Below are 16,059 nucleotides of genomic sequence, written 5' to 3' on the forward strand. Positions count from 1 at the left end.
AACTCATTTAAATCACTTTGCTATTAAGTACAAATTGATTCTTAGAGCGAACCAGATTGCTTGGCAGGAGCTTAAAAATATGGCAGCTTAAAATTGACCGTGCGTAACATGAGTTAATAAACATCTAACTATCGGATAAATAGATATTTTTTAAAATAGATAAAAAATTAAGACTTCCTTAATTTTCTCTTAAGGTTAGCTCTTTATACTTTGCATTAAGGAAATAGGGAGTTTGGAATGCGCGTTTTAATTATCGAAGATAATGAATTTAATGCTTTTTGTTTGCGTCGTTTATTAGAGTCAGTAATGATTAAGGGCTCAGTGAGTATCGTAAATAATAGTAATGCCGCTTTGGCTCTATTTTATTCCCACCCTTTTGACTTAGTGATCATTGATGGTGATTTAGGCGCAGCTCGGATAAAGGGCGCTTATTGCAATGGTCCTGAATTAGCGCAAATTCTTCTTTATAAGTATCCCCAGCTTGCTGTGGTGGCATGGACTGATTCTCCCCAAATGCGCCAAGATTTCAGCCAGGTTTTTAAGCAACATGAGCGCTTAATGAATGGATTTAATTTATGGAATAAAACCGTAACTATTGAAACTATTTGCAAAACCTGGACGCATTATTTCTCGGAATACATTGGCGGGCAAACGAGTATCTATACTAACCCTAATTCAGCAATTTACTGCTAAGATAAGTCGAGCCTGGACTCGACTGTTCACCCTAGCTAAGGTCCGTATCCACTCAACGCCATGCCTAATGCGCTGCATCCCAGTTCTCACCTACGCCAATAGATACCAGGAGGGGAACAGAAAGCTGCGTCGTGTTTTCCATTAAATTATGAATTACTTTACTCGCCTCAGCTACGTGTTCTTTATGCACCTCAAAAACCAATTCATCATGGACTTGCATGATCATGCGGGCCATCGGATGGGTTTGGCTACGTTGCCAATCAGCAAGGGCCAGCATTGCTTTTTTAATAATATCAGCAGCAGTTCCTTGCATGGGTGCATTAATGGCCATTCTTTCTGCTGCTTTTTGTCGCATGATATTACGGGCATTAATTTCGGCAAGATATAAACGGCGACCAAATAAGGTCTCCACATACCCTTGCTCATGAGCTTGTCGGCGCGTGCGCTCCATATACTCTAAAACCCCAGGGTAGCGATGAAAATACATATCAATATAATGTTGCGCATCCTGCCGTTCAACTCCAATTTGTTTGGCTAAGCCGAAAGCGGACATTCCATAGATTAAACCGAAATTAACCGCTTTTGAGCGTCTTCTTTGCTCATGAGTGACCTCATCCAAGGGGACTTGAAAAATTTCACTTGCCGTGGCGCTATGGATATCCCAGCCATTCGCAAAGGCTTTTAAAAGGTTGGCATCTTGCGACAAATGCGCCATGATGCGTAACTCAATTTGGGAATAATCGGCGGCGAGTAAAACATGGTTTTCGGGTGCAATAAATGCCGTGCGGATTAAGCGTCCTTCTTCATTGCGGATGGGGATATTTTGCAAATTGGGCTCGCTTGACGATAAGCGTCCAGTTGCTGCTATGGCTTGATTATAAGAGGTATGAACGCGATTAGTATGAGGGTTTATTTTTTGCGGCAAGCTATCTATATAAGTTGACACCAATTTACTCAGCCCTCGGTATTCAAGAATAACCGCAGCTAGACGAAATTCTAAGGCCAATTCTTGCAATACGGACTCGGCAGTTGAGGGTTGTCCCGTTGGAGTTTTTGCAATAATCGGTAATTTTTGCTCATCAAATAAAATTTCTTGCAACTGTTTGGGCGAATTTAAATTAAAGGGTCGTCCCGCTAAAATTATTGCTTCTTCTTCTAAGGCCGCAATACGTTCTTTTAAGCGCAACCCATGTTTGTTGAGAGTGCGTGGATCAATTAAGACACCAGCCCGCTCAATGTCAGCTAACACCGTAACTAAGGGCATTTCAATATTTAACAATACCTCTTGTAAGGAGGGTTCTAACCTTGGAAATAATTGATGATGCAATTTTAGCGTTATATCGGCATCTTCAGCAGCATAAGGAGCGGCTTTCTCCACCGGTAATTCATCAAAGCATAATTGCTTAGCCCCTTTACCAGCCAATTCTTCATACGATATGGTTTTATAACCTAAATATTTTAAGGCAAGCGAATCCATATCATGGCGGCTGCCATTGCTGTTTAAAACATAGGATTCAAGCATGGTATCATAAGCTATGCCTTGAAGATTAATCCCATAATTTTTCAAAATACAATAATCGTATTTGATGTTTTGGCCGAGTTTTTTGATTTTAGGATTTTCTAAAATGGGTTTTAAGGCGTTTAATACTAATTCAAGGGAAAGTTGCTCACTTCCATCTTTATGGCCTAATGGCAGATAGGCGGGTTTATTTTCTTCAATAGCAAAAGAGAGGCCTACTAACTTTGCTTTATTTGCATCTAAATGGGTTGTTTCTGTGTCAATACTAAAAACTGTACAAGCATTTAATTGGGTGATCCACTGATCTAATTGTTCTGCTTTAGTGAGCAATTCATAAGTAAGCGGCGGTACTATGGCTAACTCTTCTTGAGCGGGTTCGATTTGATTATTTAACAGATCTTTTAACCAGGTTTTAAATTCTAACTCACGAACCAGTTCTAGCAGTAATTCATTATTAGGTGTTTGCGGCACTAACTCTTCTAACGTAATGGCTAACTCTAACTCTTTTTTAATGGTCACCAATTTTTTAGATAAGGGGAGGTGAGTAATGCTCTCTCTTAAATATTCTCCAATTTTTCCCGTTATTTTTTCCGCATTGGCTAACAAATTATCGAGGGTCTGGTATTCATTAAGCCATTTTGCCGCGGTTTTGGGCCCGCATTTAGTAACCCCTGGAATGTTATCAATGCTATCGCCCATTAAGGTTAAATAATCAATGATCTGTTCTGGGTTCACCCCGAACTTTTCTTTGACCCCGGCGATGTCCATGGATTTGTTTGTCATGGTATTGATGAGGCGAATTCGCTCATTAACTAGTTGGGCCATATCCTTATCTCCAGTAGAAATAAGGACATCGAACCCTTGTTCGCTGGCTTGGTGGGCCAAGGCTCCAATTACATCGTCTGCCTCAACACCCTCAATAATGAGCAAGGGTAAACCCATGGCTTTAAGTACTTGAACTAAGGGTTCAAATTGCGATGAAAGTTCTGGCGGTGTTGGAGCTCGGTGGGCTTTATATTCTGGATACCATTCATCGCGGAAGGTTTTCCCTTTGGCATCGAAGACCACTGCCAATTGGGTGGGTTGATAATCCTTGATTAATTTCTTAATCATATTAACTACGCCATAAATAGCCCCGGTTGGTTGGCCTTTGGAGTTCGTTAATGGAGGTAGGGCGTGAAAAGCACGAAAAAAATACGATGAGGCATCAATAAGAACTACAGGGGCCGGCATTACTTTTCTACCTCATGTTGTTGTAGCTTTTTTTCTAAAATAGTGACTTGTTCCATTAGGGTTTTGATGTTTTTACGCATTAGAGGAATTCGATTAACACCTAATTCATGTTTTATAGCTAAATCTTTAGGACGAGCGGGATTACCTAAATAGACAGTTCCCTCTTTTAAGTGCTTGTTTGGAGGTACGCCAGTGCGAGCCCCTAACACAACATTATTATCAATGCGAACATGATCGCTAACGCCTACATTAGCGGCAAAAATAACGTTATCTCCGGATGTCGTGCTGCCGGCAACTCCAGTAAATCCGCACAGAATGTTATTCTTTCCTAGTTTAACCGAATGAGCCACTTGCACTAAATTATCGATTTTAGTTCCTTTGCCAATCACCGTAGCCCCTAAGGTTGCTCTATCTACCGCGGTATTGGCGCCAATTTCTACATCGTCTTCAATAGTTACCCGTCCTACATGAGGTACCTTTAAGTGTTGCCCTTCTACAAAGGTATAACCAAATCCATCCGAACCAATGACGGTCGAGGCATGGATACTAACACGTGAGCCAATATGGCAATTATCGTAAATAGTAACGTGGGGGTGAATAGTAGAGTGATCGCCTAGGAACACATTATGGCCGATATGGATGTGGCTTTTTAATACGCAATGACTGCCAATCGAACTGCCGGATTCAATAACTACATAGGGCCCAATAAACACATCTTCACCTAAGTGAACGTTGTCACCAATAATAGCTGTAGGATGAACGCTGGGGCGGATTTTTTTAGCTGGATAAAAATAGCCCAATAATTTAATGAAGGCTTTAAAGGGATGGGCTACTTGGATCACCGGTTTAACTGAACTTTGTGTTTGACGATTGACCAGAATAACCGCCGCATCAGAGCACTCGGCTAGTTTTATATTTTCTTCTCCTTCAGCAAAGACTAAGGAACCGGGTAAGATTTCATCGATGGGGCATAAACGGGTAATATGGATACTCGTATTATCACCCATTAAAGTCCCTTGTACTAATTGAGCAATATCACTGAGGGAAGCATTCATTATTGACCTTTTTAAACGTACAAAATAGATCGATTATATACCTCTTAAGCAGGTTTTTCGAGCGCCTAGAATTAGAAAATTAGCATGAGCCTAGTAACGCGTCAGCTATGGATGTAGACATAGGCACTTTGCCCAATACTTAGGGGATAATGAATGGGATCATAGTCAGTAATTTGAATTTGTACTGGCAAACGTTGCGGTAATAAGAACCAATTACTTTCCGTATTCTTTAAAATTTGTATTTCAGTGGCATTACTAGTTTGTAAACGGCTTGCTGCCCAGTTCTGCGATAAAATGACCCCATGATAAATTTTGGAACCTAAGTAGATACGGGGGAAAATGGAAACCCGGTTACCAGGCCGCACATGCCTTAGATCAGTTTCATAAAAATTAGCTTGCACAAAGAGCTTATTAGTATCCACTAAAGAAAAAATAGGGGTACGTATTTTTATCGGTGTTCCTAGGGCTGCGAACAGGTTTTGAATTGCTCCGTCATGTTTTGCATAAACGGTAGTTTCATCTAAATCAACCTTGGCATTTTTACATACCGCCACAAGGGCTTTAATTTTTTTTTCTTGCACCTTAGTTTGTTGTTGATTAATTTCTAATTCTTTTTCCAAAGCTTGCAAGGTTTTAAGTGAAGCCTCTTTTTCTTTCAACGTCGTATGTACTGCAATTTTTGAAACGGCATTTCCATAAGAAGCGGAACGATTATGCTCATAATCAAAAAGTAGGCGTTCATACTGCTGCTGTTGCGCTTGAATTAAAAGCTTGGTTTTTTCTACTTGGGTTTTTATTACCTTTAAGCTCGCCCGTGCTTCAGCGAGTTCATGTTTAGCTTTTAAATAAGCCAATTGATAAGGGGTTTTAAATACTTGAAAAAGAGCTTGCCCTTTGACAACTTGTTGTTCGTTTTGCACATAGATATCGGTAATGTAACCACTGACATTAGCACCGATGGGGCTGACATTCGCTACTACAAAGGCATTATTGGTAAAGGGGAATAAATAAGAAAATTGATAAAATAAAATGACTGCTAATACGCAAAGACCCAGCACAATTGGGAATTGATGCTTTATTTTATGAAATTTTATCCAGGGTAGTTTTATCTTGGGCAATTTTATCACTTTATATCCTTAAGCGGTCATCAAGTATACACTCATAATGCTCATAAATTAGTACATTGTGGGTTATTTCCTTTCCTAAAGCATCCAAAAGGGCATTCATTTCTTCAATCAAGGCCTCTATAGCTTCGCGGTTATTTAGCACTAGGGCAACAGGGGCTTCTTTCTCATCTTCTTCAGCAAAAAGAGCGATACTTTGGTTTAATGGGGGAGCAACATGGAGTAATTGATTTTTCATGGCTTGTACTTTATGACGCATCGCCTCAAATTGCGCAATCACCCAAGGGTGGTTGCGGCCTTCAGCAGTAGCTAGGGTAGCAAAAAACAGGTTAAACAAACGAAAAAGAAGCTGAACCTCTTCTTTGATAGCGATACAATGCGTGGTAAAGCTAGGAAGGCTTTTAGTTTCCATTTTAGCTTCACCTACTAAACGGTTATAAGTAGCTAGATTCGCTAAAAAGCTGTGCTCAAAAGTATAACTTTTATTTTTTAAACTTTGTTGTTCTTGTTCTAAGTCAAGGTAGCCTCCAATAAGCTCAATGAGCTGATTGCACCATCCTAGTTGAGCTTCAATTAAAAGATTTCTTGCATACTGGGGGTAAAAAAAACGAATCATAAAAACTGAAGCAATAATTCCGATTAGGACATTAAAAGCTCTTAAAATAGCTACTTCGATGTCATTATAGTTTAGTAAAACAATCGTTAAGGTCACTGCACCAATGGTGCCGGTATAGGTTTTATCATTGCCCATAAACCAATAGGTGTAAAAAAATAAACCGGCAACCAGGGCCAGCATATTGATGATGGGATCATTACCACAAAAATAAATAATAATAACTCCATATGAGGCGCTGATAACTGTGCCTAGAAAGCGTAACATGCTCTTATTAAGAACGCCGCCAACCGTGGTATATTCATACATCACGAACCAAATGGTCACTAAAGACCAACTCGACTCAGGAATTTTGTAGTACCAACTTATTAGAAAAAGAAAAATGCAGGTTAAAGCAAGGCGCCAAGTTCGAATAGTTTTCCCTCTGTCAATTCCCATCAAATCCTCCGCCCAGATCTTGATAAAGGGTCACTAAAGCAATCAGTTTTGCTAATTTATTTTGATTAATGACTAGGGCTAATTCATCGGTGCTAAGGGTGCATTTTAGCGCATTTAGAGAATCGACAAGGCCATGTTGGTAACGTATGTCGACCATATGGCATTGGGCTTTTGCTTCTTTGAGCGCTTGGATATTATTGTTTAATTGAATGGAATAAGCAGAAAAAGCGGCGAAATCGTTCACAACATCACGCAAGGCTGCTTTTATTGTATCACGATAACGCAAATAAAGTTCTTGATCGCGGGCTTTTGCCCCTTTAATTTGAGCAAAAACGGGTAAATTAATTAAGGGGCCATCAAGGTAGGCTTGTCCCAATTTTATTGGGTTTAGATTTTGCGAAGTCCCCAAATAAGCGCCTAAATTGATTTGCGGGAAAAAAATGGCTTTAAGGGCATCGGTATCGGCATGGCTTGCTTTTAATAAGGATGCTGCTTGGCGAACATCTGGTCTATTCTGGAGCACGCTTAAGGGTTGGTTCCCAGGAATAAAAGCATTGCTATTTATGGTTTTGAAGCGGGTTTTTATGGTGAGCTCACCGGGATCTTCATCAAACAAATAATGCAAGGCGTTTTTACTCGCAGTAATGTTGTAACGAATTAACTGGATTTGGGACTGTATTAAGCGGATTTTACTTTGCTGTTCTACGAACTGGTCTTGGGCGATCAATCCTGACTTATACTGAGTATTAAGAGCAGCTAAATAAGCTTGTGAATCCTTTAATAATTGTTGATACAGGTGATGCGCTTCTATTTGGGCCAGTACAACAAAATAGCTAATTGCTGTGCGTGCCAGCAAGGCTACTTTTACACCTTGCTGGGCATCAATACTGGCTTGGTAGAGGGCTTTCGCACTTTGTTGTTGCTTATAAAGTTGCAAAAGATTGATGATGTAGCTCGGATAAGCAATAGCGATGGCGCCAGGATTACCGAGATCAGGGAATTGGCTATAGCCTGCTAAATAATTCAACCCTGGTAACCAGCTTAGTTTAATTTGTTCTAATTGGCTTTGGGCTTGCTCGGTTTTAGTTAAGGCAATCTTCAGCTCACTATTTTTCCTTAAAGTTTTCTGCATCAAAAAATTTAATTCAGGATTTTTAAATTGTTTCCACCACTTAAGCTGCGCTAAATCTACCTTTTTATTTTGAGCGAAGGTAGTGACAGGCCATTGTTGCGGCACTTTAATCGTGGCTTTGTTGGGATCAGCTACTTGGCAGCCATTGCTAAGAAGAATAAGGAATAGGCTTGCAGTGAGGAGCAAACATCGGTGTAACAAAGCTAAGTCCTTAGATTAGATCATTAACCTTAAACTATGCTCTTTAGCCAAGGAGCTTGTCAATATCTATAAAATTGCTTCTTCTATTGAATTTAATAGAAAAATAATACTAAATAGGGTATAAATTTCACTGATTATTGACAGGTTTTGTGTCAATCACATTCAGACGTTTCATGCAAAAAAGGGATGAGCTATGTTAAAAAAAATGGTGCTTTTAGGACTTGGGGTATTTTTCTCTCTTACAGCGACGGCCTCTGATCCTGCATTCCCTGAGGATTTGCCTATCCAATGGACATCCATTGTGACCTTAAGCGGTGGCGTTGGTTGGACTACTGCCGGGCAAAATCAATATTTATACCCTGCTTTGCCACCTGCATATGAATATTACACCTACAATTCTGAAACCAGTACCATGGGAAGCGGAGAAATCTTTTTCGGCTTACAACGGATTATTTATCCCAATATTATTGGTGAGTTAGGTCTAGGTATTGCTGGAATGTCAGATGCTGAGGTCACCGGTTATACGGACGTGGATGGATATCCTGATGCCTTTAGTTATTCCTATAAGGTCAATCACGGACGTTTAGAATTAAAAGGTAAATTGATTGCTTATACTATTCAGCCTCTGCAGCCCTATATCAGCGGTAGTTTTGGTGTTGCTTTTAATAATGCTCATGATTACCGCCCAGTGCAACTAAATCCAGCGGTTTATTATCCTCTTTGGTATGATGCTAACGTGGCTGTTGCCTTCCCCTACACTTTAGGGGCTGGGGTGCAAACCATGATAAATCCTAATTGGCAAGTGGGAGTAGGTTATCAATTTGCTGATTTAGGTAAATCCTATTTACGAGGTGATGGCACCTACCTAAATAAGGGTTTACGATTGACCCATTTTTATACCAATGAAGCTTTGGTAAGTATTAGCTATGTCTTTTCTTAAGAGAAGACAATGGGGAGAATGGGTATTTTTGTATCTAAAGTAAATGACCTATTTTGCTAAGTACAATGTGCTCCATCTCGTTAGAGGGTATCATAAAATTGAAAAAGATAATTATTTTTGGAACGGGTGAGTTTGGAAGTAATATTTATAAAAAATACAAAAAAGATCACGATATTATTTATTTTTGTGATAATGATAAAAAAAAACATAATACCTCTTTATATGGTATTAAAATTCTAAGCCCCGAAAAAATCCATAATATTGAATATGATGAGATCATCATAGCTAGTTCTTTTAGTGAAGAAATATATCCTCAATTAATTAACGAGTTAGGAATCGATAAAAACAAAATTATTAAATTGTACGTAAATGAATCCAAAACGCAATTTTACTCACAAGAGAAAAAAGAGAAATCCGAGTATTTTATGTTTGAGATAGCTCATTTGTTAAATAAAAATCGGATTACTTATTATCTTGATCATGGAACTTTGTTAGGGATAGTACGTGATAATTGTATAATTCCCTGGGATAAAGATATTGATTTCGCTGTTTTAATAGAAGATAAAGATAAAATCATCACTTTGATGGATAATTACTTAATCAGCTACAATCATCCCGGTTGTAAAATAAATAATTGGAATTATAGGATTGCAGAACAGACGCTCACTGTAGAAAATCAGACCAAAACTTTACTCGTAGAAATGCAAATATTTAACACGTCTGATTTTGAGGAGGAGGAAGTCGCTTTAGATTTAATGTTTAGATACACAGAGGAATCAATGCTCTGCTGGGCTGTTTGTGGAAAATATTTGACTGCCCCCAGGACTTTATGCTTCCCCACTAAAAATATAATTTATAAAGGGAATAGATTGAATATTCCTAATAATGTAGAAAAATACTTAACCAATTTATATGGCGATTGGAAAGTGCCTGTGAAAGAGTGGACTTATGAAAAGTTCAACAATATAACTAATAAAGAATAAAAAATGGATAAAAATTACTGGGATAACTTCTATAAAAACCATTCAAGTGATGAAACTTTGCAGAAGGAAAGTACTTTTGCCCGCTTTTGCCAAGAAAACATATTTAAAGATCAGAAATATAATATTTTGGAATTAGGTTCGGGAAATGGGCGAGACGCTATATTTTTTGCAGAAAAGGGACATTCTGTAACCGCAGTTGATCAAAGTATAGCGATTCAACGCAACATCAAAAATCTTGATTTTGAACAGCAAGATTTTATCCAAATGGAGTATTCTAAGTTTAAAGACATTAATGTAGTTTATTCACGATTTACTTTGCATGCCATTGAGGTAGAAAAAGAAAATATAGTGATTGATAAAGTTTTTAATCATTTACCGGATAAGGGTTTGTTTTTAATTGAGGTTAGATCAATTAAAGATGAGCTATTTGGCAAAGGTAAAAATGTTGGTAATAATGGGTTTATTACGACCCATTACAGACGATTTATAGACTCGGATTTATTCGTCAAGAAGATGTTAGCGAAAGGATTTAAATTAAGGTACTTTACCGAAGAAAATAATTTATCAATTTATGAAAATGATAATCCCTTTCTCATAAGAGTTGTATTCATAAAATAAAAATTTGATTGGAGCTTATCAAGCTATATGCGCCCCTTGGAAAGCCTAAGTATTGGCTATCCAATATAGCGTTTGATAAGTAAGGCAGCATTAGCTCCACCAAAGGCAAAATGATTGGATAATGCGATATCTATGTTTTGCGGACGGGCACGGTTGGGCACATAATCTAAATCACAAGCAGGGTCTGGCGTCTCTAAGTTAATTGTCGGTAGGAGCATATTTTTCTGGATACATAAGGAGGTGGCGATAATCTCCATTGCTCCGGCTGCTCCAATACTATGGCCGGTCATCGCCTTTTGGGCAGTAATAGGAATCTCATAGGCCCGTGGACCAAAGACTGATTTAATGGTTTGGGTTTCTGTGCTGTCATTTAAGGGTGTTCCTGTGCCATGGGCATTAATGTAGTGGACATCATTAGGTGATAAACGCGCATCATTAAGTGCGGCATTGATGGCTCTGATTTGTCCTTGGCTACTGGGGGCAGTAACATGGAAGGCGTCACAGCTTGCTCCAAAACCAATGACTTCGGCAATGATTTTTGCACCACGGGCTCGTGCTTGATTTAATTCTTCCAGGACGAGAATTCCTGCACCATCGGCCATAACCATCCCACTGCGATTGAGATCGAAGGGACGACTGGCTTTGGTGGGTTCTTCATTATGGGTAGACATCACTTTGAGTTTGCACCATGCTGCCATCACCGATTCCCACAATAAAGATTCCGTGCCGCCGCAAATAGCTGTTGTGATAGTGCCATGAGCAATATGTTGATAAGCCGTTCCAATAGCCTCCGCTGAAGAAACACAAGCATTAGAAATAGTAGAGTTAGGACCACCTAAACCAAAGGCAATGGCGACATGATTAGCAACGGAATTGGGCATCCCTCTGATAACGCTTAGGGGAGGGACCTTTTTCCAATGGTCGGTGAAGAAAATTTTATATCCTGCTTCAAGCTCAGGATGGCCGCCTAAGCTGGTACCAATATAAGTGCCTGCGGTGCTGAGTTCCTCCTGGCTTAAGCCTGCGCGTTCAATAGCGTGATGGGTGCAATAAAGCGCATATTGTGCTGCTTTAGGGTAGCGCTTAGTTTTATTAAATTCAGGCAGGTGTTGCAAACATAAATCAGTAATTTCACCACCAATTTGCGTTGTATACGGAGAAGGGTCGTAGGCTTGAATACGTCTAATCCCACATCGACCTTGGCTTGCGGCTTGCCAAAACTGCTCAATACCGGTCCCCAGAGAGGAGGTGATTTCCATGCCCGTAATAACAACTCGTTTTTTCATTGCTGGTCCTTTGTTGACAAACTCTTCCCTTAAAGTCGCATAGAACAAATGCCTCTACCTAAGGTCTATCTTGCACAGAGATTTCAGAACTAAAGAGCAATACTAAAGGGGAGCTAGAAATTAAGTCAAGCCTAATTTTCATTGTCCTTAGCTGAAAAGAAAGAATGAGCCAAATTTGCTTTAATCTTGCCGAACATTTTTTAAATTAGGACCCAATGACTTGTTTTAATTGCTCGATATCGATAGACCAAAAATCACAAGCATTTTGTACCGCAAAACCTAAACGAGTGTATAAATTTAGCGCCCGCTTATTATGGGTTTCAACGTCTAAATTAAGTAAGGGTTTGCCTTCCTCTAGGGCGTGATTAATACAATGAGCAATTAAGGTCGTACCATAACCTTTACCTTGATATTGGGGATATACCGCGATATCAGATAGGGTCGCGCCTTTTTCTTCCCAGCGTAGGTGGGCTTTGCCGATGAGCAAGTGATCTTGGTAGGCTAGCACTATTTTATACTCCCTACTGTCTAATAGATGGTTAAAGCGATCGAGTAAATCTCCATGTTTCTCGGGAAAGCAGCATTCATCTAAGGTACACAATACAGGAATATCATCGACAGTTGCTAAGCGAAACGTTAAATTATGCTTATACTCTAAAACCGGAGTAAGCTCGCAACGCTCCATGTAATATTCACTATGGCAATAAGTGTAGCCAGCATTTAATAACAATTTATTATTCATCCCACTGGGGGTAGAGAAAATTAATTTAAAATAATTTTGAAATTGAATGAGGGGAAATATGGTTTGCAATAATTGCTTGGCAATCCCTTGCTTTCGATGAGCTGGGTGCACCAGAAGGCTTACTTCTACCGCGTCATCATAAAAAAAATAAACCGAAAGGAAGGCAAGTAATTGCTTGTCTTCATAAAAGAGCAAACTTGCTGGAAAAGCGCGCGGTTGAGTTAAGATATGAGTATATAAATTAGGAATGCTGCCATCCTTTTTTTTACATAGCTCGGTGAGCTGTTTTAAATCGATTAATTGTGATGCTGAAATTTGATTAGTATTTTGAATCATAAGAACAATAAGCAAGGTTAATTAGTGTAAGATTAGCCTGTTTTAGCTTTCTTTTCCAAAGGAATAAAAATGAAAACAGTAATTAATAAGGTGAGTTCCACTAAGGAATTGCAAGATTGCTTAGATATTCGTCTTGAAGTGTTTGTTAAAGGTCAGAACGTTGCTATCGAAGAGGAGATGGATGGCAAGGATGAAGAAAGTATACATTACCTTTTGAAAGTGGATGAGCAAGCAGTAGGTGTTGCCCGCGTCCGCTTTATAAAAAAGGATGCGAAAATAGAGCGGGTGGCTATTCTTGACTCTTTTCAAAATAAAGGCTTAGGTAAGCAATTAATGGGTGCTATTCTTGCGGATTTACAACAAAACAGCCAACTAGAAAATGCACGTTTAGGGTCGCAAACCCACGCTATTCCTTTTTATGAGGGCTTAGGTTTTAAAGTGTGTAGTGAGGAATATATGGACGCAGGAATACCCCATAAAGACATGTTTTATAGCTTTAAGGCGGAGGCATAGATGTCGGTCGCGCTTATTTGGTTTAGACAAGATTTACGTTGCCAGGATAATCCCGCCTTGACGCAGGCTTGTCAGCATCAACAGTTACTTCCTCTATATATCCAGGAAATGCCCCCGACTTTAGCGGTGGGTAGCGCGCAGCGCTGGTGGCTTCATCATTCTCTCAACAGCTTAAGAGCTTCTTTACGAGAACGCCACTTAGATTTATTCTTAAGACAAGGCGATGCACTCAGCATATTAGAAGAATTAATCGCCCAGCACCCGATTGAGGCCGTCTATTGGAACCGTTGTTATGAACCAAGTACACGGCAGCGTGATGAACGAATTAAAACCCTATTAAAGCAGTTAGGAATTAAGGTAATTAGCTTTAATGGTTCTTTATTACATGAGCCTTGGGAAGTACTCAATAAAACGGGCGAGCATTTTAAAGTTTTTACGCCCTATTGGCGGCAATGCTTAAAACAAATGACTACTCAACGCATGCCACAAATTAAAACTTGGCCGACACTCTACGCCATTGAATCCGAGTCTCTCGCAGATTGGCAGCTGCTTCCTAAAAAACCAAATTGGGCTGCTGGCTTCTCGCAGCATTGGCAACCAGGGGAACAGGGCGCCTGGCAGCAATTAAGCCGTTTTCTTAACAATGATTTAGCGAGTTATAAACAAGCTCGCAATAACCCTGGTGATGAGTGTACTTCACGTTTATCTCCTCATTTGCATTTCGGTGAGCTTAGCCCTCAACAAATTTGGGCGGCAGTTCAAGATAAAATGCAGGACCTTACTTGTAATCTTGCCTCGGTCGAATGTTTTTTAAGTGAGCTTGGTTGGCGTGAATTTTCTTATCAATTACTTTACCACCAACCGCAATTACCCGAGCAGAATTTTAAGAAAAGCTTTGATGCTTTTGTTTGGGATGATAATACTGCGGCCTTAAGCTTATGGCAAAAAGGCTTAACAGGCTATCCAATCGTCGATGCCGGTATGCGGGAATTATGGGCCACCGGTTTTATGCATAATCGCGTACGCATGATCACGGCTTCTTTTTTGACGAAAGACTTATTAATTGACTGGCGCCACGGTGCTGCTTGGTTTTGGGATACTTTAGTGGATGCGGATCTTGCTAATAACTCAGCAAGCTGGCAGTGGGTTGCTGGTTCTGGTGCCGATGCAGCACCTTATTACCGTATTTTTAATCCTGTATTACAGGGCGAGAAATTTGATCCCCAAGGGTGCTATGTGAAACGTTGGCTTCCTGAATTGGCCCCAATTTCTAATAAATGGATTCATTGTCCTTGGCAAGCACCAAACTTTGCCAGTACAGGCTACCCGGCCCCTATTGTCGATCATGCGCTTGCTCGGCAAATAGCATTAGAGCGTTACAAACAACTTAAGGTTTAGTGAGTCACCCCGAGATCGGGTGCTCATTCAATTAAGAAGAACACTACGAACAGTAAGCTTAGGACAATCACTAAGGGATTAATTTTTTGACGAGTAAGCAGCTTTAACAGCGTGTAAAGAATGATACCACCGCCAATACCATCAGCAATTGATGAGGTAAAAGGAATCATCATGATGGTTACCATACAAGGTGCAGTCTCGCTGATATCATCTAACTTCATTTCGGTTAAATGCTTCATCATGCAACAGGCTACATACAATAGGGCCGGACCTACCGCAAAGCTCGGAATCATTTTGGCCAGCGGAAAGAAAAATAGCATCAACAGAAAGCCTGCCGCAATAACTAAAGCGGTTAGGCCGGTTTTACCACCCGCTTTGATCCCGGTAGCTGATTCAATATAGGGTGAGGTGCTTGCGGAACCTAACAAGCCTGCTAAGGTAGATGCTGCCGCATCAGCAGTTAAACTTTTACTCAAACGCTGGCTATAATTCGCTTGTTTTTTAAAGATGGTCGGATTGAGTAAACCAATAAGCGTACCCGTAGCGTCAAAAACGGCGATTAAGAAAAAAGTAAAAATGGCTTTTAAAGCGCTGGTTTCGCTTAAGCCCGTAAAATTAAGTTGCAAAAACGTAGGTGCTAAGGAGGGGGGAATATCAACAATGCCTTGCCAGTGGGTTAAGCCAAAGACTAAGCTCAATAGGCTAATGACTAATATCCCAATGATAATAGCGCCAGCTACCTGATAATAGTCCAAGATTAAAATGAGTAAAAAACCTAAGAAAAACAAGCCGCATTCGGCTGTTTTAATCGACCCCAAACGCATCAAACTTTGATGATCGCCTATAATAATATGATTTGTTTTTAAGGAAATAAGCGCAATGAGTAGGCTAATGCCAATAAGGATGGCAATTTGCAGATTATTGGGTATGGCTTCAATTAATAATCGTCTTAAGCTTGTAAGGGTAACGATAAAAAATAACAAGCCTGAAATGAATACCATTGCTAAGGCATGCGGCCAATCAATTCCTAATCCTTGGACTACGCTATAGGAAAAATAAATGTTCAACGCCATGCCTGGCGCAACTCCTATTGGCGTATTGGCAATAAGGCCGGCAGGGGCTTTTCATGACTAGAAATTAGTCACATAAACAGTATAATCCTGCATTTATTTGAACTGGCGAAAGAAAGGGATGTCTGAAGTATTAGCTTTTTTATCAACTGTTGAAGATTTAAG

General features: G+C 39.8%; 13 protein-coding genes and 1 pseudogene. 6 read left to right on the forward strand and 8 right to left on the reverse strand.

Going from position 1 to position 16,059, the window contains the following annotated elements; all coding sequences use genetic code 11:
- Window positions 1-237: 237 nt before the first annotated feature.
- A complete protein-coding gene (locus ELY15_RS08425; protein WP_127099227.1) occupies window positions 238-693 on the forward strand; it encodes a response regulator in 456 nt (151 codons plus the stop codon).
- 64 nt (window positions 694-757) lie between these two features.
- Here the strand turns inward: ELY15_RS08425 and polA are convergent, their stop codons facing one another.
- The 5 genes from polA to ELY15_RS08450 all read right to left on the reverse strand — a co-directional run bounded on the left by polA (window position 758) and on the right by ELY15_RS08450 (window position 8,008).
- Entirely contained in the window at window positions 758-3,445 is a 2,688-nt protein-coding gene (gene polA / locus ELY15_RS08430; protein WP_127099228.1) for a DNA polymerase I, read from the reverse strand.
- On the reverse strand, window positions 3,445-4,500 hold the full coding sequence (gene lpxD, locus ELY15_RS08435) for a UDP-3-O-(3-hydroxymyristoyl)glucosamine N-acyltransferase (protein WP_127099229.1): 1,056 nt from the start codon (window positions 4,498-4,500) through the stop codon (window positions 3,445-3,447). Before lpxD ends, polA begins: the two co-directional genes overlap by 1 nt.
- Before the next feature lie 101 nt (window positions 4,501-4,601).
- Window positions 4,602-5,627 (reverse strand): HlyD family secretion protein, encoded by a 1,026-nt coding sequence (locus ELY15_RS08440; RefSeq protein ID WP_305033768.1) that lies wholly within the window; start codon window positions 5,625-5,627, stop codon window positions 4,602-4,604.
- A gap of 1 nt (window position 5,628) precedes the next feature.
- Complete coding sequence (locus ELY15_RS08445) at window positions 5,629-6,675, reverse strand: FUSC family protein (protein ID WP_127099230.1); 1,047 nt, start codon at window positions 6,673-6,675, stop codon at window positions 5,629-5,631.
- Window positions 6,665-8,008 (reverse strand): TolC family protein, encoded by a 1,344-nt coding sequence (locus ELY15_RS08450; RefSeq protein WP_127099231.1) that lies wholly within the window; start codon window positions 8,006-8,008, stop codon window positions 6,665-6,667. Before ELY15_RS08450 ends, ELY15_RS08445 begins: the two co-directional genes overlap by 11 nt.
- A 193-nt stretch (window positions 8,009-8,201) precedes the next feature.
- Between ELY15_RS08450 and ELY15_RS08455 the strand changes: the two genes are divergently transcribed.
- The 3 genes from ELY15_RS08455 (at window position 8,202) to ELY15_RS08465 (ending at window position 10,549) form a co-directional block, all read left to right on the forward strand.
- Window positions 8,202-8,948 (forward strand): outer membrane protein, encoded by a 747-nt coding sequence (locus tag ELY15_RS08455; RefSeq protein ID WP_127099232.1) that lies wholly within the window; start codon window positions 8,202-8,204, stop codon window positions 8,946-8,948.
- A gap of 98 nt (window positions 8,949-9,046) precedes the next feature.
- On the forward strand, window positions 9,047-9,931 hold the full coding sequence (locus ELY15_RS08460; RefSeq protein WP_127099233.1) for a LicD family protein: 885 nt from the start codon (window positions 9,047-9,049) through the stop codon (window positions 9,929-9,931).
- Window positions 9,932-9,934: 3 nt separating this feature from the next.
- A complete protein-coding gene (locus tag ELY15_RS08465; protein WP_127099234.1) occupies window positions 9,935-10,549 on the forward strand; it encodes a class I SAM-dependent methyltransferase in 615 nt (204 codons plus the stop codon).
- Between the two features lie 56 nt (window positions 10,550-10,605).
- Here ELY15_RS08465 and ELY15_RS08470 read toward each other — a convergent pair whose 3' ends face one another.
- Together ELY15_RS08470 and ELY15_RS08475 are read right to left on the reverse strand one after the other, a co-directional pair.
- A complete protein-coding gene (locus tag ELY15_RS08470) occupies window positions 10,606-11,835 on the reverse strand; it encodes a beta-ketoacyl synthase (protein WP_127099235.1) in 1,230 nt (409 codons plus the stop codon).
- Window positions 11,836-12,040: 205 nt separating this feature from the next.
- Window positions 12,041-12,913: a GNAT family N-acetyltransferase gene (locus ELY15_RS08475; RefSeq protein ID WP_127099236.1), complete on the reverse strand. Its 873-nt coding sequence runs from the start codon at window positions 12,911-12,913 to the stop codon at window positions 12,041-12,043.
- Between the two features lie 69 nt (window positions 12,914-12,982).
- On the opposite strand from ELY15_RS08475, the gene ELY15_RS08480 reads away from it, so the two are divergent.
- Both ELY15_RS08480 and ELY15_RS08485 read left to right on the forward strand, forming a co-directional pair.
- Entirely contained in the window at window positions 12,983-13,426 is a 444-nt protein-coding gene (locus ELY15_RS08480) for a GNAT family N-acetyltransferase (RefSeq protein WP_127099237.1), read from the forward strand.
- Window positions 13,427-14,824 carry a deoxyribodipyrimidine photo-lyase gene (locus ELY15_RS08485; RefSeq protein ID WP_127099238.1) on the forward strand — a complete coding sequence of 466 codons (1,398 nt, stop codon included), beginning with the start codon at window positions 13,427-13,429 and terminating at the stop codon, window positions 14,822-14,824.
- A gap of 23 nt (window positions 14,825-14,847) precedes the next feature.
- On the opposite strand, the pseudogene ELY15_RS08490 reads toward ELY15_RS08485, so the two are convergent.
- Window positions 14,848-15,945, reverse strand: a pseudogene (locus ELY15_RS08490) (NCS2 family permease); the annotation flags it as partial.
- Between the last annotated feature and the right edge of the window lie 114 nt (window positions 15,946-16,059).

This window comes from Legionella sp. km772, assembly GCF_003989735.1.
Classification (GTDB): domain Bacteria; phylum Pseudomonadota; class Gammaproteobacteria; order Legionellales; family Legionellaceae; genus Legionella.

Coding starts and splice junctions, on each gene's coding strand:
- ELY15_RS08425 (WP_127099227.1), top strand. CDS start 238: ATGCGCGTTTTAATTATCGAAGATAATGAATTTAATGCTTTTTGTTTG.
- polA (WP_127099228.1), bottom strand. CDS start 3,445: ATGCCGGCCCCTGTAGTTCTTATTGATGCCTCATCGTATTTTTTTCGT.
- lpxD (WP_127099229.1), bottom strand. CDS start 4,500: ATGAATGCTTCCCTCAGTGATATTGCTCAATTAGTACAAGGGACTTTA.
- ELY15_RS08445 (WP_127099230.1), bottom strand. CDS start 6,675: ATGGGAATTGACAGAGGGAAAACTATTCGAACTTGGCGCCTTGCTTTA.
- ELY15_RS08455 (WP_127099232.1), top strand. CDS start 8,202: ATGTTAAAAAAAATGGTGCTTTTAGGACTTGGGGTATTTTTCTCTCTT.
- ELY15_RS08465 (WP_127099234.1), top strand. CDS start 9,935: ATGGATAAAAATTACTGGGATAACTTCTATAAAAACCATTCAAGTGAT.
- ELY15_RS08470 (WP_127099235.1), bottom strand. CDS start 11,835: ATGAAAAAACGAGTTGTTATTACGGGCATGGAAATCACCTCCTCTCTG.
- ELY15_RS08475 (WP_127099236.1), bottom strand. CDS start 12,913: ATGATTCAAAATACTAATCAAATTTCAGCATCACAATTAATCGATTTA.
- ELY15_RS08480 (WP_127099237.1), top strand. CDS start 12,983: ATGAAAACAGTAATTAATAAGGTGAGTTCCACTAAGGAATTGCAAGAT.
- ELY15_RS08485 (WP_127099238.1), top strand. CDS start 13,427: ATGTCGGTCGCGCTTATTTGGTTTAGACAAGATTTACGTTGCCAGGAT.